Raw genomic sequence first — 24,742 nt, forward strand, 5'->3', positions numbered from 1 at the left:
CATGATCGGGTGCCAGGAAAGCCGTGGAGCGGGCGAGGAAAGTCGGCCGGGGCCTCAGGAAAGTCGGCAGCCACCCGATGAGACTCAAGCGCTGATCGACTCCTTCAGCCCCAGAGCGCAGTACATCTTGGACGCCTGAGCTTCCTTCACGCCCATGATCTCCGCTGCCCGCCGCTGAAGGCCGGTGCCCGGCTCGTAGCCCTCAACTCTTGCAATCGAGTCGGCGAGGTGCCAGAGTTCGCGCCGACACTCATCGTCGGCGAGCCCTGCTACCTCCTTGACGACGGAGTTCGGCAGGTCGCAGTGCTCGACGGAGAGTCGGCCCGAATCGTCGCTCTGGGCACGTACAACGGCTAGGCTGAGAATCTTCTGGAGCTCGCGGATGTTGCCGGGCCAGTCGTGGCGAATCAGAGCGACCTGACAACGTTCATCAATGGCGGTGGCGCCAGCGAAGTGTCGTGCTAGTAGGAGGATGTCACCGCGGCGATCACGCAGGGGCGGGATCTGGATCGTGGTGCTGATTCGATCCAGCAAATCCCGCCGTAGGGCACCAGTTGTTACCGCTTCATCGACGTTCGCATTCGTTGCGAAGACGCAGCGCACATTCGGCGTGATCGAGTCGCCACCGATCAGCTCGATCGAACGCTGCTCGAGCACCGAGAGGAAGATGACTTGAAGGTCTGGTGACAGAGCAGCAAACTCGTCGACGAATAGCGTGCCCCCATCAGCACGAATAAGGTATCCGGGCCGCCCCTTCGGATCGACGCCGGAGATACCGTGCCCTCGCCCGTATCCGATCCACTCCCCACGCTGGATGTTGAGGTCACCTCCGGCACCACCGGCGTTGACTTCCAGTAACGCCGCAGATGATCGCTCGCTGGACCCGTGGATTAACTTGGCGATGTGCGTCTTGCCGACCCCGGGCTCACCGAGAATCAGAACGGCGGCGGCATCATCCATCATGTTGGAGTGATGGATCTCTTCAAACACCCGCAAGAGTGACCGGCTGGACCCAATCACCAGCCCGCTCGGGTCGATCTGTTGGCGGTGATTCCGTTGCGCTTCAATGCGTTTGCGGTTGATCGGGAGTACAGGGCTAGTGGCCGCGATCGGGGACGAAGGAGCAATGCCGTAATGATCAAGGCGGAGTGATAGACGACGTTCCGAACCAAATTTCTTGAATTGGATCTCTGCCTCGCGCGGCTGCCCGTTGAAGGCTACGGTTACTGTGCTGCCAGCAGCAACGTCGCTGAGGTCGGCATCGCCCTCCTCGAACAGAGAACCACACTGGCGCACCGCGAGGCCTGGCGCCGCTCCGACGCCATCGTTCGACACAACGACACCATTGTCGGAAGTGCTCGCGCGGAGCGAAGGCCAGGCAGGCAACCCGAACTGATCGAGCAGTGCATGATCGAGGTCCTCGAATGATTCCGCTGGATCTCGAAGGACTCGAGCGCTCTCGTTAGGCAGCCGCGGGACCAGCCCCGACGCGATCAGACGGAGCGCAGGCGATAGTCGATGGTGATTGGCCGGCAGCGCCGACGCCGCTTCTACGCACCATCGCATCTGCTCGAGGTGCGACCGAATATCCCCGTCTGCGCCCATGAGTCCAGCGTGTAGAGCCGTGAGCAGCCTTCCGAGGACCGCGACAATCGTGTCGAGGCAGAGATCGTCAAGCCGCACACAAAGACGTCCGATCTTGATGGCTCCGGCTTCGACATCCACGTGCCAAACATCGTCTGGTTGCGCTAGCGCCCACGCTGCGAGTTCAGACTCCACCGCGGCGCGATGTGCTGCCGGTACGCTCTGAAGCGCGTCGCGGCACGCGGCCGCCAGCACGCCCCCGAGCCGCTTGAGTTTGGTATCCTCCCGACACGCTCGAAGCACGTCCGCCACCCTCGCGGGCGCGGCGGCAGCAAGCTGACGGAAGAGCTCGGAGCAGTGGTATGACACCGGGTCAGCCTCGACCAGCTCATCCAGCGACCGAAGGTGCGGCTGCCAGTGCTGCCATCCGTCCCCGAAGTCCGCGGTCTGGAGAAACTCTGTCCGAGAATCCGGATTGGCCATGACCTCGCGGAACGGAGCGAGGTCGACCATGTCGATGAACATGCCGTGATCAAGGTCAAGCTCATCGAGCGTTCGCGGTTGATGGGTGTAGTAGTCTGCGTCAATGATGGCGGTGACGGCCGTATCGACAAGCCGATAGAACACCTGGGCATGTTCGTCCGGCGTTCGCGGCTCTTTCTTGTAGCGGATCTTCGGGAAGCGGAGTCGTAGCGAGCCACTTAGGCCGCGGAGAAAGAATCGGACGCGGAGCTTGGCGGCGAGATTGGATGACTGCACTTCGACATCCGAGTCGAACGACTCGATGATCACCTTCGGATCGGCCTGGATCTCCTTCAGACGCTCGGCCTCGGGATCGATGTACTGTCTGCTCTGGAAGAGCGCGTGATCGATGCTCCGGTACTCTTCGCCTGATGGATCGGCAAAGCGCAACATGTAGAGCCGGTCGACGAACTGTGTGAAGCACAGTGACCGGAGTTTGGCGAGATCAAAATGCTGCTTGGTTACTGATGCCTTGGGAATTCCGAGGAAGTTGGTGTTAAAATCGTGGAGGAGATCATCCGTGATTCGTCGCCCCCCCCCAGTCGCTGTGAATCGCAGAAGTCCGTGGTCGTCGCGGCAATATCGCATACTTACCGTATCGACGATAACGTTCTGCCACGAGTACCAAAGCGGTCGCCGCTTGTCATAGTCATACGTGCGCACGGACAATTCATCTTGAAGTCCGAGGACAACGGTTGCCGAGGTGTCACTCCGAACGGACAGTCGAGAGAAGATGCCTAACCGGTTCGTTGGCGAGAGCCAGGCACTCTCGAGCCCGGCCTCCAACACCTCCAGATTGAATGGAACGGTCGACTGGTACGATTGAACTGTGACCTCGCGCTGATCGAGCACGCTCTCGTCGCGAGGTGCGGTGGCCAGTGGCTGAATGTGCTCTGACGGTTCGTATCCGGAAGCCATTCGCTGGTCCTTCCTGCAAAACGCCCGTCCGGGACGGGACGCTGGGCTGCCTCCGGTCCATTGGCGCGCAGCGACGGATGATAACCCCTATAGTGGCCGCAGTGCCCCCCACCCCCGGTCCCAAGACGCCCCAGAGACCCCATATCTCCTGAGGTGACGACAATCAACGACATCGCGGGTTACCTCCAATTCTCGAAGACGTCGCCTACGTGCTCGCCCAATAGTGGCGGATCACCCGCCAACAGGTGGGGCGGCACAGGCGGTTTCACAAGGTCACGATCGACCAGTGGATCAGGCAGAACCCGAGGGATGCACGTCAGTGAACACCAGCAGGCAGAGCGGCAAGCCGTGATGTCACCCGTCGCTCAAGAACACACCTTTTCGACACTGCTATCCACCGCAGTCGTCGATGGCACCCGCGAGTCAAGTGGAATAGCACACTACACCATTTTTGCTTGAAGATCTCCCCCCAGATCGGATGAGTACGCCACGAGCATGGTGGCCCAGTTATGAACGGTGACCTTCGGCTTGCGTCGCTTTTGGCCAAACCACCGCCAGATCTCAGGGCAAGCAGGCAGCAGACTCAGTGAAAAGCCACCGATTGCTGATAGCGGGGCCTACCCCAGAGCCGTCAGCCAGCAACAATGCCAACGCATGAGCACCAAACCAGCCCCGAGCACCGACCTCGACTACGCCGACACCCTTTGGAAGGCCGCCGCCGCCCTGCGTGGCCAGGTCGACGCGGCCAAGTACAAGCATGTCGTCCTGCGCCTGCTCTTCCTCAAGTACATTAGCGACTCGTTCGAGTCTCGTCGCGACGAGCTCAAGGCCGAACTCGAGGCCGAACTCGAGGCCGACGGCATCAAGGGGAAGCAGCTCGACGGACTGCTCGAGAGCCGCGACCAGTACACGGCCGAGCGGGTGTTCTGCGTGCCGCCCGAGGCCCGCTGGCCCAACCTCCAGAACCAGGCGACTCGGGCCGACATCGCCACGCTGATCGACGACGCCACCCTCGTCGTCGAGCGAGATGTTCCGGAGCCGGTGGACGATGTAGCAGAGCCGGTTCTATACGCAGGGTAATCTCGCCCGCCGGATTCGCTCCCTCGCTTCTCAACCATGACCAACACGTAGGCCTGCCTCATTCCGCTCCACACAATCCCATCGCAGAGTGTTCACATGACAGACCTGATACAACAAGGCCTGAAGCGCAAGCTAATCCGATTCAGCGATGATGACCGCAAACACATCGTCTACCTGCATCAGAAGCAGCGGCGAAACTACAACAATCCAGAAGAGATCGTTCAAGCCGACGCGTTTCTTCAACTGGTCTTGACATACGAATACCCCGTGGAGCACATCCGGCTCTTCGTCCCGGTCCAGATGGGCGTGTCGACGAAGGAAGCCGACATCATCGTCTACAACGACTCCGCCCACAAGTCGCCGCACATCGTGGTGGAATGCAAGCGGGAGACCGTGAGCGAGCAAGAGTTTGCCCGCGCTGCGGACCAAGCAGTCGGATACGCGATTGCCGAGGGTGCCCGATACGTTTGGGTCACCAGCAAGATCAAGAACGAGTACTTCGAGATCCCGGCGAAGAAGCCGAAAGATCGGATCACGATCCCCGATGTGCCGCAGCATGGCGTCAAGGAGCTCGCCCGCTTCAAGTATGCCAAGGATGGCGGTAAGACAAAGGACGGCCAGCGGCTCTTCCCCCTTGAGAAGGTCGGCGAAGATGAACTCACACGCCGTTTCAAACAGGCTCATCAAGCGCTGTGGGGCGGCGGGGAACTCAACCCATCGGAAGCATTTGACGAGCTCGACAAGCTCATTTTTTGCAAGCTGTGGGACGAGCGAAAGCCTCGAAAAGCGGGTGAGCCTTACGACTTCCAGGTCATCACCGTTCCACCTGACAGCGGCTCAGAAGAGGCAAAGAAAGCCGCCAACGAGGCGACCAGCCTCAACTTGTTTGAGCGGTTAAAGACGCTCTACGAGGACGGCCGTAAGAAGGATCCTGAGGTCTTTAAAGACGGCATCCGCCTCACCCCTACAAAGGCAAGGACGGTTGTCTCCTATCTGGAAGGAGTCAATCTTCAGGACACCGACCTAGACAGCAAGGGCCGCGCCTTCGAAACCTTCATGGGCTCCTTCTTCCGTGGCGATTTCGGGCAATACTTCACACCGCGTGTTATTGTACAGTTTGTCGTTGATGTGCTACCAATCGAGCACGACTCGTTGGTGCTCGATACATCTTGCGGCTCTGGCGGCTTCCTGCTGCACGCTCTTGACAAGGTTCGTCGCCAGGCGGGCGAGTACTACAAATCGGGAACCGTCAAGCACTACGAACATTGGCATCGCTTCGCCGAAAGGAATCTCTACGGCATCGAGATCAACGAACAAATCGCCCGGACGGCCAAGATGAACATGATCATCCACGACGACGGCCACACAAACGTGGTTGCCGCCGACGGCCTGATCCCTCCGCGCGATCTTCGCGACCGCACCAAGAATCAAGGCTTCAAGCCTGACCGATTCGACTTCATCATCACCAATCCCCCATTCGGCTCCACGATCAAGCAGACGGAAAAGGCCTACCTCCAGCACTATCGATTGGCGAATCGGGACGTGGACTGGCTCAACCCCAAGAGCAAGGCCGGTGAGCGCCCAGGACAGAGCACCGAGATTCTCTTTATCGAGCAGTGCCACATGTACCTCGCCGAGGGCGGGTATCTGGCCGTTGTCATCCCGGATGGCATCTTGACGAACTCGTCACTGCAGTACGTCCGTGACGAGATCGAGGATTTATACCGGATCGTCGCCGTCGTCTCTCTGCCCCAAACCGCCTTTGCGGCGACCGGTGCCGTCGTCAAGAGCTCGGTACTGTTCCTACGGAAGCACCCAAAGGGCGTGACCGATCGCATGAGAGTGGCCAAGCAGACGCTCAAAGACGAGATTGCCGCCGAGGGCAAGCTCGTCCGAAAGCTCCGAGACATCGATAGCCGGCGGAAAACAATGCTTCGCGATCTGGCCGATCGCCCAGACTTTGCTGAGCGAACCAAAAACGAACTCAAGAACAACGAGGAATATCAGGCCGCAAGAAAGGAACTTGCCGACACCTTCGCCACCGAATCAGAGGAACTACGTTTTGCGCTGAACGAGCGGTTCACCGAAGCCCGCCGCTCTGAATTGCCTGACTATCCAATCTTCATGGCCATCGCTGAGGATATCGGTTACGACGCCACCGGACGGCCGACCGCCACTAACGAACTCGAGACCATCGCCACCGAACTCGCTCGCTTTGTAGAGTCCATCGCAGGGGAAGCGTTGTGAGCTTCGCTCTTAACGATGCGGTGAACCCTCCGAACGTGTTCCTGATGGATCACTCAGAGCTGGAGTCCCGCTGGGATCCCAATTTCTACCGCTGCATGCGAGAGTTTCATCGGCGTATGGAGTCATGCCCGTACCCGATTCAGAGGCTTCGCAAATCGCTCGATCTGGTTCAGTATGGCAGCTCGGACCGGGCATCGGAGGTGCCCGAAGGCCTGCCAATGCTGCGAATGCTCAACCTTCAGGACGACACATGGGACATCTCCGATCTCAAGTACATCGAGATGTCGGAGGACGACGAGAAGCGGTACCTGCTCAGGCATGGCGATATCCTGTTTAACAGAACGAATTCCAAGGAGCTCGTCGGCAAGTGTGGCGTGTTCGAACTGGACGGCGAGTACGTATTCGCGTCCTATCTGATCCGAGTCCGACTCAAGCCAAGCACGTTTGTTCCGCACTATGTCACGGCCTTTCTCTCCTCCGGGATCGGCCGGCTTCAGATCGAGGGGGTGAGCCGGCAGATCGCCGGGATGACGAACGTCAACGCTGAGGAGATACGCGATCTCCTGATCCCCAATCCTGGACGGACAATTCAGGAGGAGATCGTTCGCCGCTGGCAAGACGCCGTTAGGCAGAGAGACCAGACGCTGGAAGAGGCGAAGCGGGTGCTGGCGGGGATCGACGATGTCCTGCTGGGTGAGCTCGGTGTCCCTCTGACGTCTAAATCACCGAATACGCTTGAGCGCCGGATGTTCTTACGCGCGTTCTCAATGGTTAGCGGAAAGCGCATCGATCCAAATGCGAACTGGAAGTCCCTGAGCTTTGCCGGGGGCAAGTATCAACTTCGAAGATTCCGTGACGTAGTTGATATAAATCCGCCAACCAGTTTCGCACATGTTGAGCGACATGCGGACGTGTCTTTCGTTCCAATGGACGCGGTCTCAGAAGTGTTTGGTGATGTTGAGAACACTTTGACTCGACCCGTTGAAGGCCGCAGCGCTTATACAAAGTTTCAGGACGGTGACATCATTTGGGCTAAAATCACCCCCTGTATGCAGAACGGGAAGGCAGCGCTGCTGTCACAGCTAACCAAGGGTGTGGGGTATGGCTCTACCGAGTTTCACGTGTTCCGTGTCAAGGACGCGGATCTCCGCCACGATTATTTGCACCACCTGCTTCGACTGCAATCTGTCCGGGATCATGCGCGACTGTTCTTCACTGGCTCCGCCGGTCAACAACGTGTTGATGCCGGGTTTTTTCACGAGCTTGACATTCCATTGCCGCCGGCATCTGTGCAAGGCAAGATTGCCAAAGCCGCGAGCGAGGCTCAACGACAAGCAAGGCAACTGGTCAAACAAGCTCGCATCGAGCTTGACAGATCGAAGCGAGGTATCGAAGCTCTCATTCTCGGCCAGGGAGACTGACCCGTGAAACTCCGCGGCTTACTAGACTCATCTCTCGGCGGCTTTCTGTGCATCCGCGGCTACGCTCCCCTCGGCGAGTTGGCCCGCTGCTCGGTCGCCGACGACAGCTACCAGCGCGACCTGATTACAACGCATCAGGAACGCATCCGCGAGTTTCTTGCTGACGGCGAGAATCTGTTTTTCCCCGAGGTCACCCTTGCCTGCCGCCTCCAATACGACCCTGACCGACCGCGTGCCAAGTCCGGCATTCAGATTCTCGCGTCTGTGCGCAATGGCGACCGCTTCAAGTCAAACGTCAACCAGATCGAAATCACGAGCACCGCCAAGAAGTTCCAGAGCCCAGCCGACGTTCGTGCGTATGACACGGTTCGTGTCGCCACGCTCGACATCCCAGATGATTTGATCGACGCCGGAAGCGGCCCCCTGTCCCGGATCGACGGCAACCACCGCATAAGCGCGCACGATCTTCAGCCCAGCTTTGCAAAGCTACGATGCCCGTTTTGCGTGATCCTGTTCGACTCGTCGGACGAGGACCGACGGAAGAGCAAGACAATCTTTCATAACGTCAATTTTAAATCGATCCCGCTCACCGCTGAGCAGCACCTCAAGGTCGTATTCGACGACGTGAGCCTTTTCCCCGACGAGATGCTTAAGAGCAGTCGCAGTTTCGGCGAGAGCTACGTGCTCGGCCGCCACGCCACGGCGAACGTGGATCTGTCCGCAGCGCCAGCGATGTCGACAGCAGTCGACGGGAAGCGCCGAACCCTGTTCCACAAGCTTTACGAGTTGCTCATCCAGCATGGGCACGCTGTTGGGACGGTTGACCTGCAGTCAGCTTTGGCCCGCGTCAATAGCTTCTACTTGGACTACCCGACCATCGCTGAGAAGAAGTGCTTCGGCCTCGTGCTCGCGCTTGCCTATTACGCAGCGACAAACGATGCTGATGGACGCTTCAACTCGTTCAAGCGCTGGGTTGTCCGGAATCACATCGCAGAGATGGCCGAGGCCGATGCGGCCTCATTAGTCGCAATCTTCAACCGTGTCTACGAAGCCCGGAGCCGAACGGTCTTCGTATCCATGCCCTTCAACAAGAGCACGGACAGCGCGTATGAGGCAATAAAGGCCGCCGTGGGCGAGGTCAACAGTCGCCATCATCCGGGCATCGAACTGGAACAACTACGCATCGATAAGTATGACCAGGGCCACTCCTTTCGAATCAATGACAAGATCCTGGAGATGATCGATGACGCTGGCCTGTTGATCGCAGACCTGACACAGGGGAACCCGAACGTGTACCACGAGATTGGGTACATGATGGGACTCAATCGCGGACGGCGTCGCCCGCAGGACAACTTCATCTTGATCGTCGATGGCACTGATCCGGAACAGGTCCGGAAGGACGTTGGCTTCAATCTTCAGGATTGGCAGCAGGTGCGATTCACCGACACGCTGGGACTGACAAGGCAGCTATACGAGAAGCTGTGCACGCACTACAAGTTGGACCCGAATGCGGAATCTGCGACGGGTTGACGAAGCCCAGTCCCGCAGGTCCGGCATTCGCTCGCCGAGATGAGCGTCATGGCCCGCGAGCTGTCCGAGATGCCCAAGCTCGACTGGACCCAGCGCGAGAGCGTCCGCGCCGGTCTGCGCCGCAGTGTCCGCCGGTTGCTGGCCAAGTACGGCTACCCGCCCGACCTAAGCGAGGGCGCGACGCAGTTAGTCTTGAGACAGGCGGAGCTCTCGACGGAGCATGGGAGCGAATGATCACTCTTTTACATCGAAGCCGAATCGAGCCGCTTCCGCCACAGCGTTCTCTGACGCGACCAACTCGTCGTCCGAGTAATTGCCCTCATGTGTCGCTCGGTGACCGGATCCCGGCCCTCCGCGACGGCCGACAGAAAGAGAACCTCTTCCTGGATATCAGGGGCTAGGTGCAGCAGGTTCATGATCTGGGTCATGCGCGGCTGGGTAACTCGAGCGAGATGGGCCAGCTCGGTCAGGTTGTCGACTACGCCGTCGCGGAGAAGACCGTCATAGCGGATCGCAAGGGCCATCAGGCGCGACACCCGCGGCACACGGCCAACCGGAGCGTCTGGGGCCCCGCCACTGGCCAGAGGGGTACTCGCCAGATCTTGGCCTGGCTCAAGTGGTGAGCCGATGACGGCCCGCTTGCGGTGGCCCTTGACGGCGAAGTGGATCTGGCGGGTTACGGTGGTCATGCCGCGTCTCCGAGTTTGCGGTCGATGAGGGCTCGGATGCTCGTTGGGCGGAACGTTACCGAGACGCTCTGGGCCTCGGCGTCGTACTCAACCACGCTGATCAGCAGTTGCAGCAGCCGGGCCTGCTCGCGAGGGATCAGATTCTGCCAAAGTAGTTCGAAGTCGGCGAATGCCGCCGATGCCTCCTCCGGGCCGATGCTCTCTCGCCCGAGCTCGGCGAGCCGCTCTTCGACCGCGGGCAATCGGTTCTGGGCATCGCTCAGACGCTCGTGGAGTTCTGCAATGCGTGCGGAGACCTCCGTGGTGGCGGCGCCGTCGGAGGCCAGCCGTCGAAGCTCGCGATCGTGCTGGGAGAGCTCCCGTCTCAGCCCATCACGTTCGGCTTTGGCCGCTTCAATGTCAGCCCCCACCGCGGTTTGGGCATCGGCCAGCACTCGCACAAGCAGATCCCGGTCGTTGGCTAACCCACGGATCTCGTCGATGACGACCCGCTCGATTTCTGCTGCCGGCAATGTCCCGGAAGGACATGAGCCCGCCCCACGCTTCATGGCCCGAACGCAGCGGTAGTAGCGGTACGACTTTCCGTTGCGGCCGCCGGTAAAGGTGTGGGACATCGAGTGATCGCAGCACTTGCACCGAAGCAGGCCTCGGAGCAGCGCACCATACTTGTTGCGCACCTCGACCCCTCCGGTTCGGCCGTTGTGCTTCAGCAAGGCCTGAACCCGATCGAACACCTCGCGGTCGATGATGGGCTCGTGCTCGCCGTCGTACACATCCCCCTTGTGGCAAATCTTGCCAACGAACACGGGGTTGGTCAGCAGTACATACAACGTGGCCTTGTCGAAGGGTCGGCCGCCGAGGTGTTTGCCTTTCTTTGTGATGCGTCGCTTGTTGGGCCACTGGCGATGGGCGAGCTCGCTGGCCACCGTGAGCAAAGACTCCTTGGCCAAGTACAACTTGAAGATCTCGCGGACTCTGGCCGCCTCCTTTGCGTTGATCACTAGCCGCGGGCTTGGACCGGACCGATCGACGTCGTAGCCCAGAACCGGCACGCCACCCGCCCACTTACCCCTGCGCTTCTGGGCCGCGATCTTGTCGCGGATGCGCTCTCCGATGATCTCACGCTCGAACTGGGCGAAGGACAGCAGGATGTTCAGCGTCAGTCGTCCCATCGAGCTGGTGGTGTTGAACTGCTGCGTCACCGAAACGAACGAGACGCCATTGCGATCAAACGTTTCCACGATCCGGCTGAAGTCCATGAGAGATCGGCTTAGGCGATCGACCTTGTACACCACGACACAATCGATCTTGCCCGCTTCCACATCTCGGAGAAGCCGGTCGAGCGCCGGCCGCTCCATGCTGCCACCAGAGAATCCGCCATCGTCGTAGCGGTCGGGCAGACACGTCCAGCCCTCGGCCTTCTGGCTGGCAACGAACGCCTCGGCGCTCTCCCGCTGGGCGTCGAGCGAGTTGAATTCCTGGTCTAACCCCTCCTCGCTGCTCTTTCGGGTGTAGATGGCGCATCGCACCCCTGGCCTTGGCTTGCCAGCCCCCGCGTCGCTCTTCTGACGAGAAGTTCTCATGGCTTGCCTCCGAGGCGGAAGAATCGGAAGCCGTTGATGTGGCTTCCAGTTACGTGCTTTGCCACGGCGGTTAGCGTGCGGAAGCGGTCGCCGTCGTACTCGAATCCCTGACCCTCGGGCAGCACCAGCACTCGGATCGTGCGGCTCTTGTACTCGCGCACGATGACTGATCCTGGCTCCGGTATCCTCGGGTCGGGATCGCTGCCGGGCCGGAAGGCACGCTCGTGCGTCACGATCGAGCCTGTCTGCGGCGGGTGGATGACGGTCTTGGGAGCCATCACTCGTACCTCGGCATCGTCGGCCAACTCGGCTGCCCGGCGCCTCGCACGCTCGGACAGGTCGCCCTCAGCCTTGGCCTGCATGCGCCAGGCGATCTTTCGGATCAGATAGTGCCGATGCCGCGTGCGGCTCCGATAGCCGTGCAACTCCACGAATCGATCGAGTAGGTCGCCCGTTGTCATCGCATCGAGTGACGCGAGTTGTTCATCCAAAGCGGTTGCCATCGCGGGCTCCTCCTTCAGCGCCGTTCAGAGACTCGGCCCTTCACCACCGGGCCGCGGAGCCACACTGAGGCCGGAATCTTCCGCAAGGTCAAGGCATGCACCGCTTGCTTCTGAACCGTTATTGAAGGAACTGGTGGTCCGCGATCGTGCGAGGCGAACCGAACGAATCAAGCCCTGCGAGAGGATGCTGGCCACCTCGTCGCGGCGCTCGTCTGTGGTCATGCTCTCTGGATTTCGCGTCCTGTCCATGGGGCACCCTGGGAATTGTCGGCGAAGGGGCGACCGCGTCGGCCTCCCTCTGGTGACTATGCCAACCACCCGCGTGGTGCGCGCACGCATGACCCGCGAGTCTGTGTTTTGGCTGCTATTGCGTCATGATGGAGAGCACAATCACAGTGGTTGTGCGCGCGTTGCAGAGACAACCACGCGTGAACCACGACGGCGGTCTCCTTCCCGGGCCGAGAGACTCGGGCCGAGGGTTGGCCGTCGATCGAGGATCGAAGCCGACATGGGTTATCAAGTGGGAGCAGGTGAGAGACCGCTCGGATGTCGCAACACGCGCCCGACGGCGGCAAGCGGCCCGAAACAGCTGGCGTCTCTGACGAGCGTCCCCTGAAAACCACAAAGCCGGCTACTTTCGCAACCGGCCGGGCAATGGTGGCGGCGCAACGGTAGTCGAAGCACACTGCAGATCAATGGGAGGCGCACATGGAGTGTCATCTTTCGCAGGTAGCAGATTCCGCTGCGATAACGTTCTGATCACTGCCATCCACATCCCGGCTCGGGCCGATTTCAAACGGGGAGATCCGAAGTCGTCGGCCGGTTGGGCTCACGGGGAGTGTCTAGTACTTGCTCCGCATGATGCGCCGTTGGGGCCTTCGCGGCTCCACCCGTTGCTCTGGCTCAGGTTCAGTTGTCCTGGTACGACTCCAACCTCTTCACGAAGAACAGTCGGTCGTTCTGATCGATGTGGCTGCTGCTTTTCAAATCCGGGGATATGGCCGGAAAGTACTCGAGACGGTGCCCGAGGCCCGAGTGATGATCGAGTGGTGGCGTGAGCACTGCAATGCCGAGCGGCCGCAGGCGTCTCTGGGCTACCGGCCTCCGGCACCCGAGACAATCTCTGCTGGGCGGCTCAAAGCGGAGGGCGGGTCAGCAGCGGCGTATCGCCAGCGGAATATTCACACAGACTTTGGACTGTTTACCGGGGAAAGGTCGAGGGCATACTCGTCGATGTGGCACCAGCCGCGTTCGAGCAGCACGGGCACGCAGGGATCGATCACGCGATACATGACCTGGAGCCCATCGCGCCGCTTGCCGACCACTCCCACCTCTGCCAGACGTTGCAACTGATTCGACACCGCCTGGACCGTCATGCCGGTCTCATCCGCGAGTTCTCCCACGCTGAGTTCGTCCACCCGGATTAGGGAGTGGAGCAGGCGGAGCCGGGTTGGATGGGCCAAACTCTTGAAGAGAGATCCAACCCGCTCAGCATCGAGCGCACCGATCAGCGGACGGGCGGCCAGGGGCAGTTTTGGGCGGCAAGACTCCATGTGAGACCCTTCCGGATTCTTGAACAGCGAAATTCTCGCTTGACTATTACACGATAGTGTGTAATAGTCAAGACATTCCGATCTAATCGACTCCACACCCGTGAAACACCAACCGGCCATCTCGATCCTGCTCGCTCTCTGGTTCGTCCTGGGAGCCGGCCTCGGTCCGCGGTTCCTCTGCATCTGTCCTGATGGAACAACGACCACCCAGTTCGGCGAGCAATACTGCTGTGACGAGCCAAGCAAGAGCCCATGCCCCCCCAACCCAGAGCACGGCGATTCCTTGAATCGCTGTGTTGCCTGCCCGGACGGCGGATGCCAGTCCACCGAGGTGGAGTCAGAATCAATTGTCGCTGCCGACCGATTCGAAAGAGACGCGGATTATGGCAGGTCGTTAGACGGGTCGGATGGTCAGGTCATCGCACTCCGCGAACTCCTCGCGAAGCAGCCAGCGATAACACAACCACCATTCCGATCTCTGATGATGGAGAGGGCTAGGCCCTTTCATCGCCATCTCCGTACGGTAGTTCTCCTCGTTTAGGACGACCTGGGATTCTGCGCGGTACCTGTACCTCGCTCGATACTCCCAGGGGCTCGGCGCGTGCCGGGCAACGTATCTATCCGAGTGGAACACATGCGATTGACTGAACCCCACCTGTTGTGCTGCTTGAGCGCCGTCGTTCTGCTGAATGGTTGCGTGCGTTCGCCTTTCGACTTCGAGCCGCCCGCCGCACGGCCTCTCTTGCGTGACTTGCCTCGCTACGAAGCACCGGAGAATCCTGACCGAGCTGTAGGAGGAACTGATGTGGTCGTCATCGGGGCGGAACTGCCCCTCCGTCAGGCTCTCGCGGCTGCGCTCGTGCGCAACCCGCGGCTGCGATCGCTTGCGTGGGAGCCCAGGATCGCCGAGGCGCAACGCCTGCAGGCCGGCCTCTTGCCCAACCCAAGCGTCGGTGTCGAAGTCGAGGACTTTGCGGGCACAGGAGACTTGAGTCGCGCTGACTCTGCCGAGACAACCATTGCGTTTAGCCAGCTTCTTGAGCTTGGTGGGAAACGAGACAGCCGCGTACGGATCACGGAAGACCAATGGACTGTCGCCGTTCTCGATCTCGAGGCGCAGCGGCTGACCGTCCTGACCGAAACCGCGTCTCGTTTCGTGCGTGTCTTGGAACTCCAGCAGCGCGTCGCGTTCGCCGGTCGTGCACATGCACTCGCGGAGGAGAATCGGCGCGTCATCGATCGGCGGGTGCAGGCCGGGGATGTTTCGCCCATCGACGAGATCAAGGCCCGACTCGAAAGCGAATCCGCTCGCATTGCCGCAGATCGGCTGGGCCGCGAACTCGATGCGGCGAGACGCGAACTTAGTGCCATGTGGGATGCGACCGAGCCCGGCTTCGATGTTGCCGTCGGATCGCTTGATGATCTCATGCCGGTTCCGTTGCTCGACGCGCTCACCAATCTCGTGGAGCAGCACCCTGAAGTACAGCGTTGGGTCGCAGAGGCCGAGCGACGATCGTCGGTAGTCGCTCTCGAACGAGCTAGAGCGGTCCCGGATGTGACGGCCGGGTTTGGCATTCGGCGTTCCGAAGAGAGCGATGATGTTGGGCTCGTGGTGTCGGCGTCCGTACCACTGACCATCTTCGATCGCAATCAGGGGGGTATCCTGGCTGCTCGTCTGCGGGCAGCGCAAGCGATCGCCGAAGGCCGGGCATCCCGCCGCGATCTAGCGACCCGACTTGTTCGGGCGCACGCACGGTTGACTGCTGCGTATCACGAGGCGAAGGCGATCGACACCGCTCTGCTTCCCGCCGCACAGGACGCTTACGAGGCAACGCGCCGGGCCTACGACGAGGGCAAGCTTCCGTACCTCGATGTCCTCGATGCACAGCGCACACTGTTTGAGACCGAAACACAACGGCTCGAAGCCCTCGCGGAATACCACGCTGCAAAAGTACAGGTCGAAGGACTTGTCTCGGAACCGCTGGACTCCGAATTGCTCCGCGAAGACTCTGATCACCACCATCAAGGAGAAACACCGTGAGACTGTCACACTGCGTCGTGCCACTTACCTGTCTGTTCGCAACAGCGTTGCTACTCGGCGGGTGCGACGACGAGAACCGCTCGTCGCCCAGTTCAACCCAGTCGCTGGATGTAACGCAGGTCGCACATTCGCACGAGGACGGCGGAAGCTGCTTTGTCTGCGACGCTGCGAAGCGAGACGCGGGTCGCCTGTGGTGTACCGAGCACGCCCGGTACGAGAACCGTTGCTGGATCTGCCAGCCGCAGCTTGAGGAGCCATCTCGGCCGTACTGCGAAGAGCACTATTTGTACCAGGACGAGTGCCACCTCTGCAATCCGGTACTCGCTACTTCCGAGGGAGCAGCGGCGGAATCCAGAGGTGGCCTACATGGGCACGGTGCTGACGAGACCTGCTTCATGTGTGACCCAGAGAAACGTGACGCGGGCCGCTTGTGGTGCACCGAACATACTCGGTACGAGGACCGTTGCTGGATCTGCCAGCCCCAGTTGAAGGACAGCTCTCGAGCGTACTGCGAGCAGCACTTCCTCTACGAAGATGAGTGCCACCTTTGCAACCCATCGCAGGGTGGCGCCTCGGCTACACCATCTCGCGATGATGCTCCGGCGATGTTCTGTCATGAGCACGGCGTGGACGAGATTGAATGCGGGATCTGCCAGCCACAGCTCGCCACGACGCTCGCTCCTGGCGAGTCGTTGCTCGTCCGCATGCCCTCAGCGAGATCGGCCGAACTTGCCGGGCTGACGCTTGAGCGACCAGACCGCGGGGCCGCATCGCCCTCGATCAGCCTCCTAGGCGAGGTCCGCTACAACGGGAACAGGTTGGCGAAGCTCACGCCGTTAGCCCCCGGTGTCATCACAGACATCCGTGTTGATGTTGGCGACCAGGTTGAAGAAGGGAAGATTCTCGCGGTTATCAATTCCATGGCGGTGGCACAGGCGAAGTCCGCGTACCTGTCCAAGATCGCAGAGCTCGAAGCGAGAACCACCGTGTTCGATCGTGAGCAGAAGCTCGTCAACGAGAACATCGCGGCTCGCCGGGACTTCCAGGATGCCCAGGCGGCTCTGAAGCTCGCTGAGCTTGAGATGCGTCGCACACACCAGCAACTCATCAACCTCGGCTTTATCGAGTCGGAAGTCTCCGGCATCGCAGCCGAGCAGTCGTCGTCATCGGACCTGTACGTTAGGGCACCTTTTAACGGCACTGTCGTAGAACGGACAGCCGTTCTGGGCGAGGCAGCGGATTCGGAGGGGTCACTCTTCGAGATCGCCGACCTGACGACCATGTGGATCGAGCTTGCGGTCCCTGAAGAGCAAGCGTTTCAGATCGAGCGTGGCGGGGACATCGTCGCGAGAGTCCGGGCTTTGCCCGGACTGGAGATCCCCGGACAGATTACCTGGATCAGCCCGCGTATCGATGAACGCACACGCATGGTTCGGGCTCGTGCGACGGTCCTGAACGACCGCAGCGTCCTTCGGCACGGCATGTTCACAGAGGTTGCCGCGATGATCGGCGGTACTACGAACTCGCTGCTTGTCCCCGGTGAAGCGGTGCACGAGATCGATGGCACATCTTTCGTGTTTGTGCAGCAGGAACCGGATCTGTTCGCGGTTCGGCGTGTCGATGTAGGCGTGCGCACAGCCTCAGGTACCGTTGCGATTCTGGCGGGCCTCACCGAGAACGATGCCGTTGTAACCGGTGGCAGTTTCACCATGAAGACTGAGTTTCTCAAGTCCCGACTCGGCGCGGGATGCGTCGACGACTGATCCGGAGCCCCTATGCTGACCCGTCTTATCGAGATCTCGCTCCGGAACAGGGTGCTCGTCATTCTGCTGTTCGCGATTGCATGCGCCGCAGGCGTCTATCGGATGATCCAGCTCCCGATCGACGCGTTTCCCGACACGACACCGATCCAGGTGCAGATCAACACGGTGGCCCCCGCGCTCAGCCCCGAAGAGATCGAGCAACAGATCACGCTCCCTGTCGAACTCTCAATCGGCGGGCTTCCCGGTCTCCAGAACGTGCGGTCGGTCTCAAAGTTCGGGTTCTCGCAGGTCGTAGCCACGTTCGATGATGACATTCGCATCATCGACGCCCGGCAGTACATCACGGAGCGGCTTTCGGCGGTCGAACTGCCAGACGGCGTCGGAAGTCCGGAACTCGGACCAATCGCGACTGGTCTCGGCGAGGTCTTTCACTATGTCATCCGGTCGGAGACCGGTGAACACTCCACCGAAGAACTCCGGACCATCCACGATTGGGTGATCAAGCCTGAGCTTCGGAAGGTCCCTGGTGTCGCCGAAGTCAATTCGTGGGGCGGCCTGGAGCGCCAGTATCACGTCGTCGTCAAGCCGGAAGCGTTGATCAAGTTTGGTTTTACGCTTGAGGATGTGCAGGATGCTCTACGGCGTAACAACGCCAACGTAGGCGGCGGGCAAATCGTCACCTCCGGTGAGGCGAGGGTGGTCCGAGGGTTGGCGCGCGTGGCGACTATCGAAGAGATCGAAGCCATCGTGGTCGACTCTAGCGATGGCACGCCGGTGCAGATTCAGGATGTCGCGGAGGTGGAGATCGGCAGCGAGATCCGCCGCGGTGCGGTCTCGGCATACGGCGAAGGCGAGGTCGTTCTCGGCCTCGCCTTCATGCTGATGGGCGAGAACAGCCGTGTTGTGACCGAAGAGCTGCGTGAACGGCTCGAGTCGCTCTCGCCATCGCTGCCGCCTGACGTTGTCGTGGATGTGGTGTATGACCGGACGCTGCTCGTCGAGCAGGTCATTAAGACGGTCGAACACAATCTCGTGATCGGTGCCGTGCTAGTAATCATCGTTTTGCTCATTATCCTAGGAAATATCCGGGCCGGCCTGCTCGTAGCCGTCGCCATTCCGATCTCCATGCTGTTCGCCGTGCAGGGCATGTATGAGTTCGCGATCGCAGCGAGCTTGCTCAGCCTTGGCGCAATCGATTTCGGCATCCTCGTCGATGGCTCGGTGGTTATGACCGAAGCGAACCTCCGTTCTCTGAAAGAGCGCCAGCGGACGCTTGGCCGGAAACTCTCGCCGTCCGAACGGCGAGAGTCAATCGCGACGTCCAGCGCGCGAGTTGTCCGACCGATCGTATTCGGGATGGGGATCATTACGCTCGTCTTTGCGCCCGTGTTGACGCTGGAAGGCATCGAAGGGAAGATGTTCAGGCCGATGGCGTGGACGTTCATCTTCGCACTCCTCGGAGCCCTTCTGGTTGCGGTCTTCCTGTCGCCGGTTCTGTCGTACTACTTCCTCCCGCGTCGCGTGAAACCCAAGGACGCTGTCTTGATTCGCGGCTTGGCTGGGGCATACGGCTGGGCGGTTGGCGGGGCGATCAGGCTCCGGTGGGTAGTCATGCTGCTGGCCGTGGCGTTGCTAAGTGTCGCGGGCTACCAAAGCACGCGGATGGGCGGCGAGTTCATCCCACGGCTCAGTGAGGGGTCGATGGTCGTGAACACGATCCGTCTCGCCGGTGTCTCCATCGATGAGTCAGTGCGCTACAACACGCGGATCGAGGAAGTGCTGCTCGATGAGTTTCCGGACGAAATCGAGCACATATGGAGCCGCATCGGGACGGCGGAGGTGGCGACCGATCCGATGGGGATCGAGCTGACAGATATCTTCCTGACGCTCACGCCGCGTGCGGATTGGACGATAGCTGACACGCAGTCGGATCTCGTAATCGAGATGGAGAAGACTATTTCACAATTCCCCGGCGTCAACATGGTGTTCACGCAGCCGATCGAGATGCGCATGAACGAGATGGCCTCGGGGATCCGGTCGGACATCGGAATCAAGATTTTCGGCGACGACTTCGATGAGCTGCTCCGGATCGCCGATGACGTTCAACGCGTGCTTTTGGATATCCCGGGCGCTTCAGACATCTCGGTGGATCAGATCACGGGACAACCATCATTGTCTGTCTCTGTCGATCAGTCTCGCGTTGCCCGCTACGGCGTTGCCGCCAGCGAGGTCTTGGACTTCGTCGAGGCAATTGGGGGCATCCGAGTCGGCGAGGTATTCGAGGGACAGCGTGTCTTCCCGTTGGTCGTCAGACTGCCGCAGCAGTTCAGGGAAGACGTGGCCGCGGTATCGTCGGTTCGCATTCCGACCGAAGGCGGAGTCGCCGTACCGCTGTCGTCGATGGCATCCGTCGATCTGACGGAGGGTTCGGCCACGATCAACCGAGAATGGAGCAGGAGGCTCATTCGCGTGCAGTGCAACGTGAGCGGAAGAGATCCGGCGTCTTTCGTCCAAGAAGCTCGAGCGGCAATCGAATCGCAGGTCGCATTGCCCGAGGGTTACGTGCTTGAGTGGGGAGGGCAGTTTGAGAATCTTGAACGCGCCAGGACTCGGCTGCTCGTCGTTGTACCTGCCGTCCTGCTCATGGTGTTCTTCCTGCTGTACTTCAGTCTGAAGAATTTGCGGGATGTCGTCATCATCTACACCTGCATTCCTTTCGCAGCGGTCGGCGCGATACTCGCATTGTGGTGGCGAGACATCCCGTTCAGTGTCAGTGCAGTTGTCGGCTTTATCGCCCTCACAGGTATTGCTGTACTCAATGGGCAGATCCTGATTACCGCTATTCGGGATGCTCTGGAAACAAGGGGACCGAAGAAGGACGCGATCATTGCGGCCTCAAAGACCCGCCTTCAACCAGTGCTCGCAACGGCGATCACCGATATCGCGGGGTTCATTCCGATGGCAATTGCAACAGGCGTGGGAAGTGAAATCCAGCGACCGCTGGCGACGGTGGTGATCGGCGGGATGGTCACCTCAACACTCCTCACGTTGTTCGTGCTGCCAGCAATTGCATCGGTCTTTATGCAACGGGGTCCGGGGCATGTCGACTCGGAGGGTGTTGAGTGAGTAGGTGCGACTGCGCAGATGAAGCAATTGGACTCGAGCAGAGGACTCTTGTCACGCTGCTCACGATCAACGGTGTGATGTTTGTCGTCGAGATCATCGTTGGTTGGATTGCGGAATCTACCGCGCTTCTGGCCGATTCGCTTGATATGCTGGCGGATGCAGCAGTTTATGGAATCGCACTGTATGCAACCAGCCGGGCTGACCACACGCAGCGGACCGCGGCACGATTCAGCGGCGTTCTCCAGATCGCATTGGGTCTTGGGGTTCTGGTCGAGGTCGTTCGACGGGTGGCCTTCGGCAGCGAGCCGACGAGTCACCTGATGATCGGGGCTGGGGCCGTCGCGCTTGTTGCGAATCTGATCTGTCTCCGGCTTATCGCGAAACATCGAGAGGGCGGTGCGCACATGCGAGCGTCCTGGATCTTCTCGAAGAACGACGTAATCGCGAATACTGGTGTCATCGTGGCCGGGCTTCTCGTGATGGCTTCGCGTAGCAGCGTCCCCGATCTGCTCGTCGGTTCCATCGTTGCTGTAGTCGTTGTTCGGGGTGGCGTCCAGATCCTGAGAGTTGCATGTCAGTCTCAGGAAGCTCACGGTTGAATCCTCCGCGAAGCGAGTCTCATGAAGCTCGTTGCGAGCATCGGTGAATGCTTCAGGCCTGTGATTGCAAAGATTCATGAACCCGCCGTCGGCTGCCGAGGTATACTTGAAATAGATGAGCATTCGCCCACTCGCCATCCTGCTCACCGCGATCATCGCGTTCCACACCTCCTTTGGCGGTGCCGGCGGTGTTGCGGTGCTTTGCCTCGGTGGCGGTCATCAGCACGCACCGGCAGAGTCCGATCACTGCGAATCCTCGTGCAGCCACGACGTGTCATGGCCGCTCCCGGTGCCCGTGGGAGAGCATGAGCACGACTGTGGCTGTACCGATGTCGAGATCACGACCGCGGAACTCCTGACACTCCCCCGCAGCGACGGTGGGAGCGATGTGCCGCCCGCGATTGTCTCGTCTCCTTCGTGGGGCGTCGTCATTGCGGAGGCCGGTCTTGGTCGCCGCGGCCCGCCGATGCCGCCGCCTTGGTTCGACCCCGGCGGGGTCCACAGGCTCGCCATCGTGGCGAGCGTTCGCCTGACCATCTGATTCCTGTCTGTTCCTTCGCGCGTGCCGCAGCGGCTTGGTCCGTTGCGGCGGGTATCGCTTTGGACCCAGACAGGGATCGCAAACCATGGACAATCTGAAACGCCCGCGTCGAACGCGGGCCATGCTGCCGGGCCTCGGCTCGGCGGTGGCCCTGACAGCTCTTGCGGGCTGCCAGTCGTACGAGCGGGTGCCGCTGGAGTTGGCCGACCACAGGGCCGCGCTCGATGCACGGCTCGTTGCCACTGAACCCATCTCGGACTTCGTTGAGCGGCTCGCCGAGGCCGGCAACCAGGTGCCGGACAAGTTCGACCCGAACGATGGGCTCTCCCCTGAAGAGGGCGAGGTGCTCGCGCTGTTCTACAACCCCGACCTCCGGCTCGCTCGCCTCGATGCCGGTGTCGCGCTGGCGAACTTTGAAACGGCAGGGTTGTGGGAGGATCCCCAGTTTGGCTTCGATGGTGCGGAGATCCTCTCGCCCGCCGGGCCGTTCGAGTACGGGCTCACGCTGAGCCTGACGATCCCGATCTCGGGGCGGCTCGGCGTCGAGAAGGACCGGGCCGGAGCGGCGTACGAGGCCGAGCTCCGACGCATCGTGGATGCCGAGTGGAGCACGCGGGCCGCGGTTCGCTCGGCTTGGGCGTCGTGGTCCGCGGCGTCCGAGCGGCTCCGCTTGCTGCGCGAGGTGATCGGTCAAATTGAGCGGATCTCGGCTATCACCGACGGTCTGGAGACAGCGGGAGAACTCTCGCGGGTCGAGGCTCGGCTCCTGCGCGCCGAGTTGGTCGAGACCCGGGCGGATGTCGCGGAGGCGGTGTTCGCAGAGGCCCGGGACCGGGTCGAACTTCTCGGTTTGATGGGGCTATCGCCGGATGCTTCGGTGGAGTTGCTGCCGGCGAGTCCGCCTGCATCGACTGCCGAGATGGGTGATGCAATTGAACGGCTCATCTCGGCGAACACGACACTCGCGGTGCGCCGGGCCGAGTATCAAATCGCTGAAGAGACGCTCCGCCTGGAAGTCCGCAAGCAATATCCGGACATTTCGATTGGCGCGGGCTACGGGAGCGAGGATAACGACGATCGCCTGCTGCTTGGCGTGTCGATCCCCATACCGATCCTCAACGCCAACCGGGGGGGCATCGCCGACGCCAGGGCTCGCCGCGATTTGGCTCGGGCCGCGGCCGAGACAACCTTCGAACGTCTGGCTCGCGAACTCACGCTGGCCCGTGCTGCGTACGACGTCGCGCGCACGCAGCGAGACGCGTTCGAGCGTGATCTCGTGCCGATGCTCGACGAGCAGGCAGCCGAAGTCGAGCAACTGATCGACCTTGGCGAGGTCAACACGCTGCTCTTGCTTGAGACCGTCACGCGGCAGTTCGAGGCCAAGAGCCGGCTGCTCGATGTTCGTCTGGCCGAGTCCAACGCGACAATCGAGATCACTCGACTGCTCGGTCCGGACGAGCCGGAATCGCCGGCCCCTATCGAGCCCGCGACCGACGATGACACCACCACAACGAACACACCACACACCGCGGCGAGAGGCAACACTCCCGCCGAGGAGGCATCCCGATGAACACTATGGAACGGGCGATCGCGATCGCGATCGCGGCACTTGTGCCGCTGACACTGGCCGCCTGCGATGGCGGATCCCAATCTACCGGCGAGGCCGAGCACGACAAGAGCAACGGACTCGACCACTTATCAGAAGCCGAGGCCGTGGCGACCGGGTCCGACCGCGTCGCTATCCCCGCCGCGGTGCGGTCGAACCTGGGCATCAGCTTCGTCAAGGTCGAGCGCCGGCGGGTCGAGCAGACGCTCCGCGTGCCGGGTCGGTTCGAGTATCTGCCCACGGCACGGCGAGAGTATCGCACGGCAGTGCCCGGGCGGGTTGAGCTGCTCGTCGAGCAGTTCGAGCGGGTCGAAGCGGGCCAACCGCTCTACCGGCTCGATTCGCCGTCTTGGCGGGAGATGCAGCAGCAACTCGCCGATGCCGAGGCACAGATCGAGCGGCTCGACGCCCGGCTTGCAAACTTCGAGCCGCTGCTCGCGGCGCATCAGCAGCACGAGGACAGCCTCCACGAGAGCGTCGCGGTCTGGAACGAGCGGGTCGATCAGTTGCAATCGGTGCGCGAGGCCGGCGGCGGCCGCGTCGACGAACTCGCCCAGGCCCGTGCGTCGCTGGCCAGCACCCGCGCCGACCTGGCCAGCGTGATGGAGAAGAAGGCGGAACTCGGAGCGGATCGGCAGCAAACGATTGCCGACCTCCGCGCGGCTCGGTCACGCCTGGATTATCTGCTTGATGCGGCCTCCTCGGTCGTCTCTCGTTCCAGGGACGTACTCGCCCAGACCGTCGAAACGCCTCACGGGACCGAGCCGGTGTGGGCCGCGATCGCCGCGATCGAGGTGATCGCATCCGAAGCCGGCGTCGTAGAAATGTTGGGCCTGACCAACGGCTCGTGGGCCGACGAGAAGACACCCGTCGTCACCGTCGTGCAGCCCGACCGGCTCCGTTTCCAGGCGTCCGGGCTGCAGAGCGATCTGGGCGTGCTGCGAGATGGGCTCACCGCCCGGATTGTGCCGCCAACGCCAACCGCCGCCGGACGCGCCGTACCCCTGACCGAGACCATGGATGGCACCATCTCGCTCGGGCTGGCCGGCGACCCGAACGACCGCACGCTCGAACTGTTCGTCGTCCCCGACGAACTCAGACCCTGGGCCCGGCCCGGCATCTCGGCTCAACTGGAAATCGTGACGGACGCGACGGCTTCGCCCGAACTCGCCATCCCGCTCGCCGCGGTGCAGCGAGACGGGCTCTCCCCCGTAATCTTCCGACGCAATCCCAGCAACCCGAACGAGGCGATCCGCATGGAGGCCGACCTCGGCCTTGACGACGGGCGCTGGGTCGCCTTGCTCAGCGGTCTGCGTGACGGCGACGAGATCGTGCTCGATGGTGCTTTCCAACTCATGCTCGCGACGAGCGGATCGATCCAGAAGGGTGGCCACTTCCACTCCGATGGCACGTTCCACGAAGAGGAGCACTGAGCC

At 61.2% G+C, this 24,742-nt stretch carries 17 protein-coding genes and 1 pseudogene; 13 read left to right on the plus strand and 5 right to left on the minus strand.

Annotated features, from left to right (window positions below):
- Positions 1 to 84: 84 nt before the first annotated feature.
- A complete protein-coding gene (locus NCW75_11490) occupies positions 85 to 3,024 on the minus strand; it encodes a sigma 54-interacting transcriptional regulator (protein UYV11919.1) in 2,940 nt (979 codons plus the stop codon).
- 654 nt (positions 3,025 to 3,678) lie between these two features.
- Here NCW75_11490 and NCW75_11495 point away from each other — a divergent pair.
- From NCW75_11495 to NCW75_11515, 5 genes are all read left to right on the plus strand, one after another.
- Positions 3,679 to 4,104 carry a type I restriction-modification system subunit M N-terminal domain-containing protein gene (locus tag NCW75_11495; GenBank protein UYV11920.1) on the plus strand — a complete coding sequence of 142 codons (426 nt, stop codon included), beginning with the start codon at positions 3,679 to 3,681 and terminating at the stop codon, positions 4,102 to 4,104.
- A gap of 96 nt (positions 4,105 to 4,200) precedes the next feature.
- Positions 4,201 to 6,351, plus strand: coding sequence for an N-6 DNA methylase (locus NCW75_11500; protein ID UYV11921.1), 2,151 nt, complete (start codon positions 4,201 to 4,203; stop codon positions 6,349 to 6,351).
- 44 nt (positions 6,352 to 6,395) lie between these two features.
- A complete protein-coding gene (locus NCW75_11505) occupies positions 6,396 to 7,772 on the plus strand; it encodes a restriction endonuclease subunit S (protein UYV14192.1) in 1,377 nt (458 codons plus the stop codon).
- A 3-nt stretch (positions 7,773 to 7,775) separates the two neighbouring features.
- Positions 7,776 to 9,302 carry a C2 domain-containing protein gene (locus NCW75_11510; protein UYV11922.1) on the plus strand — a complete coding sequence of 509 codons (1,527 nt, stop codon included), beginning with the start codon at positions 7,776 to 7,778 and terminating at the stop codon, positions 9,300 to 9,302.
- Positions 9,303 to 9,341: 39 nt separating this feature from the next.
- The gene (locus tag NCW75_11515; GenBank protein UYV11923.1) at positions 9,342 to 9,536 is read left to right on the plus strand and encodes a DUF3387 domain-containing protein; all 195 of its coding nucleotides are present in this window, start codon (positions 9,342 to 9,344) and stop codon (positions 9,534 to 9,536) included.
- Between the two features lie 8 nt (positions 9,537 to 9,544).
- Here NCW75_11515 and NCW75_11520 read toward each other — a convergent pair whose 3' ends face one another.
- The 3 genes from NCW75_11520 to NCW75_11530 are packed head-to-tail and all read right to left on the minus strand — an operon-like array spanning position 9,545 to position 12,077.
- Positions 9,545 to 9,991: a hypothetical protein gene (locus NCW75_11520; protein ID UYV11924.1), complete on the minus strand. Its 447-nt coding sequence runs from the start codon at positions 9,989 to 9,991 to the stop codon at positions 9,545 to 9,547.
- On the minus strand, positions 9,988 to 11,574 hold the full coding sequence (locus tag NCW75_11525) for a recombinase family protein (GenBank protein UYV11925.1): 1,587 nt from the start codon (positions 11,572 to 11,574) through the stop codon (positions 9,988 to 9,990). Before NCW75_11525 ends, NCW75_11520 begins: the two co-directional genes overlap by 4 nt.
- On the minus strand, positions 11,571 to 12,077 hold the full coding sequence (locus NCW75_11530; GenBank protein UYV11926.1) for a DUF2924 domain-containing protein: 507 nt from the start codon (positions 12,075 to 12,077) through the stop codon (positions 11,571 to 11,573). Before NCW75_11530 ends, NCW75_11525 begins: the two co-directional genes overlap by 4 nt.
- Positions 12,078 to 13,103: 1,026 nt before the next feature.
- Here NCW75_11530 and NCW75_11535 point away from each other — a divergent pair.
- Positions 13,104 to 13,196 (plus strand): annotated as a pseudogene (locus NCW75_11535) (transposase).
- Between the two features lie 62 nt (positions 13,197 to 13,258).
- Here NCW75_11535 and NCW75_11540 read toward each other — a convergent pair.
- On the minus strand, positions 13,259 to 13,630 hold the full coding sequence (locus NCW75_11540) for a metalloregulator ArsR/SmtB family transcription factor (GenBank protein ID UYV14193.1): 372 nt from the start codon (positions 13,628 to 13,630) through the stop codon (positions 13,259 to 13,261).
- An 805-nt stretch (positions 13,631 to 14,435) separates the two neighbouring features.
- On the opposite strand from NCW75_11540, the gene NCW75_11545 reads away from it, so the two are divergent.
- From NCW75_11545 to NCW75_11575, 7 genes are all read left to right on the plus strand, one after another.
- Positions 14,436 to 15,671: a TolC family protein gene (locus NCW75_11545; GenBank protein UYV11927.1), complete on the plus strand. Its 1,236-nt coding sequence runs from the start codon at positions 14,436 to 14,438 to the stop codon at positions 15,669 to 15,671.
- A gap of 626 nt (positions 15,672 to 16,297) precedes the next feature.
- Entirely contained in the window at positions 16,298 to 17,434 is a 1,137-nt protein-coding gene (locus NCW75_11550) for an efflux RND transporter periplasmic adaptor subunit (GenBank protein ID UYV11928.1), read from the plus strand.
- Positions 17,435 to 17,446: 12 nt separating this feature from the next.
- Positions 17,447 to 20,560: a CusA/CzcA family heavy metal efflux RND transporter gene (locus NCW75_11555; GenBank protein UYV11929.1), complete on the plus strand. Its 3,114-nt coding sequence runs from the start codon at positions 17,447 to 17,449 to the stop codon at positions 20,558 to 20,560.
- The gene (locus tag NCW75_11560; GenBank protein ID UYV11930.1) at positions 20,557 to 21,159 is read left to right on the plus strand and encodes a cation transporter; all 603 of its coding nucleotides are present in this window, start codon (positions 20,557 to 20,559) and stop codon (positions 21,157 to 21,159) included. Before NCW75_11555 ends, NCW75_11560 begins: the two co-directional genes overlap by 4 nt.
- Positions 21,160 to 21,274: 115 nt before the next feature.
- The gene (locus tag NCW75_11565; GenBank protein ID UYV11931.1) at positions 21,275 to 21,700 is read left to right on the plus strand and encodes a hypothetical protein; all 426 of its coding nucleotides are present in this window, start codon (positions 21,275 to 21,277) and stop codon (positions 21,698 to 21,700) included.
- An 85-nt stretch (positions 21,701 to 21,785) separates the two neighbouring features.
- Positions 21,786 to 23,270 (plus strand): TolC family protein, encoded by a 1,485-nt coding sequence (locus NCW75_11570; protein UYV11932.1) that lies wholly within the window; start codon positions 21,786 to 21,788, stop codon positions 23,268 to 23,270.
- The gene (locus NCW75_11575) at positions 23,267 to 24,739 is read left to right on the plus strand and encodes an efflux RND transporter periplasmic adaptor subunit (protein UYV11933.1); all 1,473 of its coding nucleotides are present in this window, start codon (positions 23,267 to 23,269) and stop codon (positions 24,737 to 24,739) included. The genes NCW75_11570 and NCW75_11575 overlap by 4 nt, the downstream gene beginning before the upstream one ends.
- Positions 24,740 to 24,742 lie beyond the last annotated feature (3 nt).

It is taken from the genome of Phycisphaera sp. (assembly GCA_025916675.1).
GTDB lineage: Bacteria > Planctomycetota > Phycisphaerae > Phycisphaerales > UBA1924 > JAHCJI01.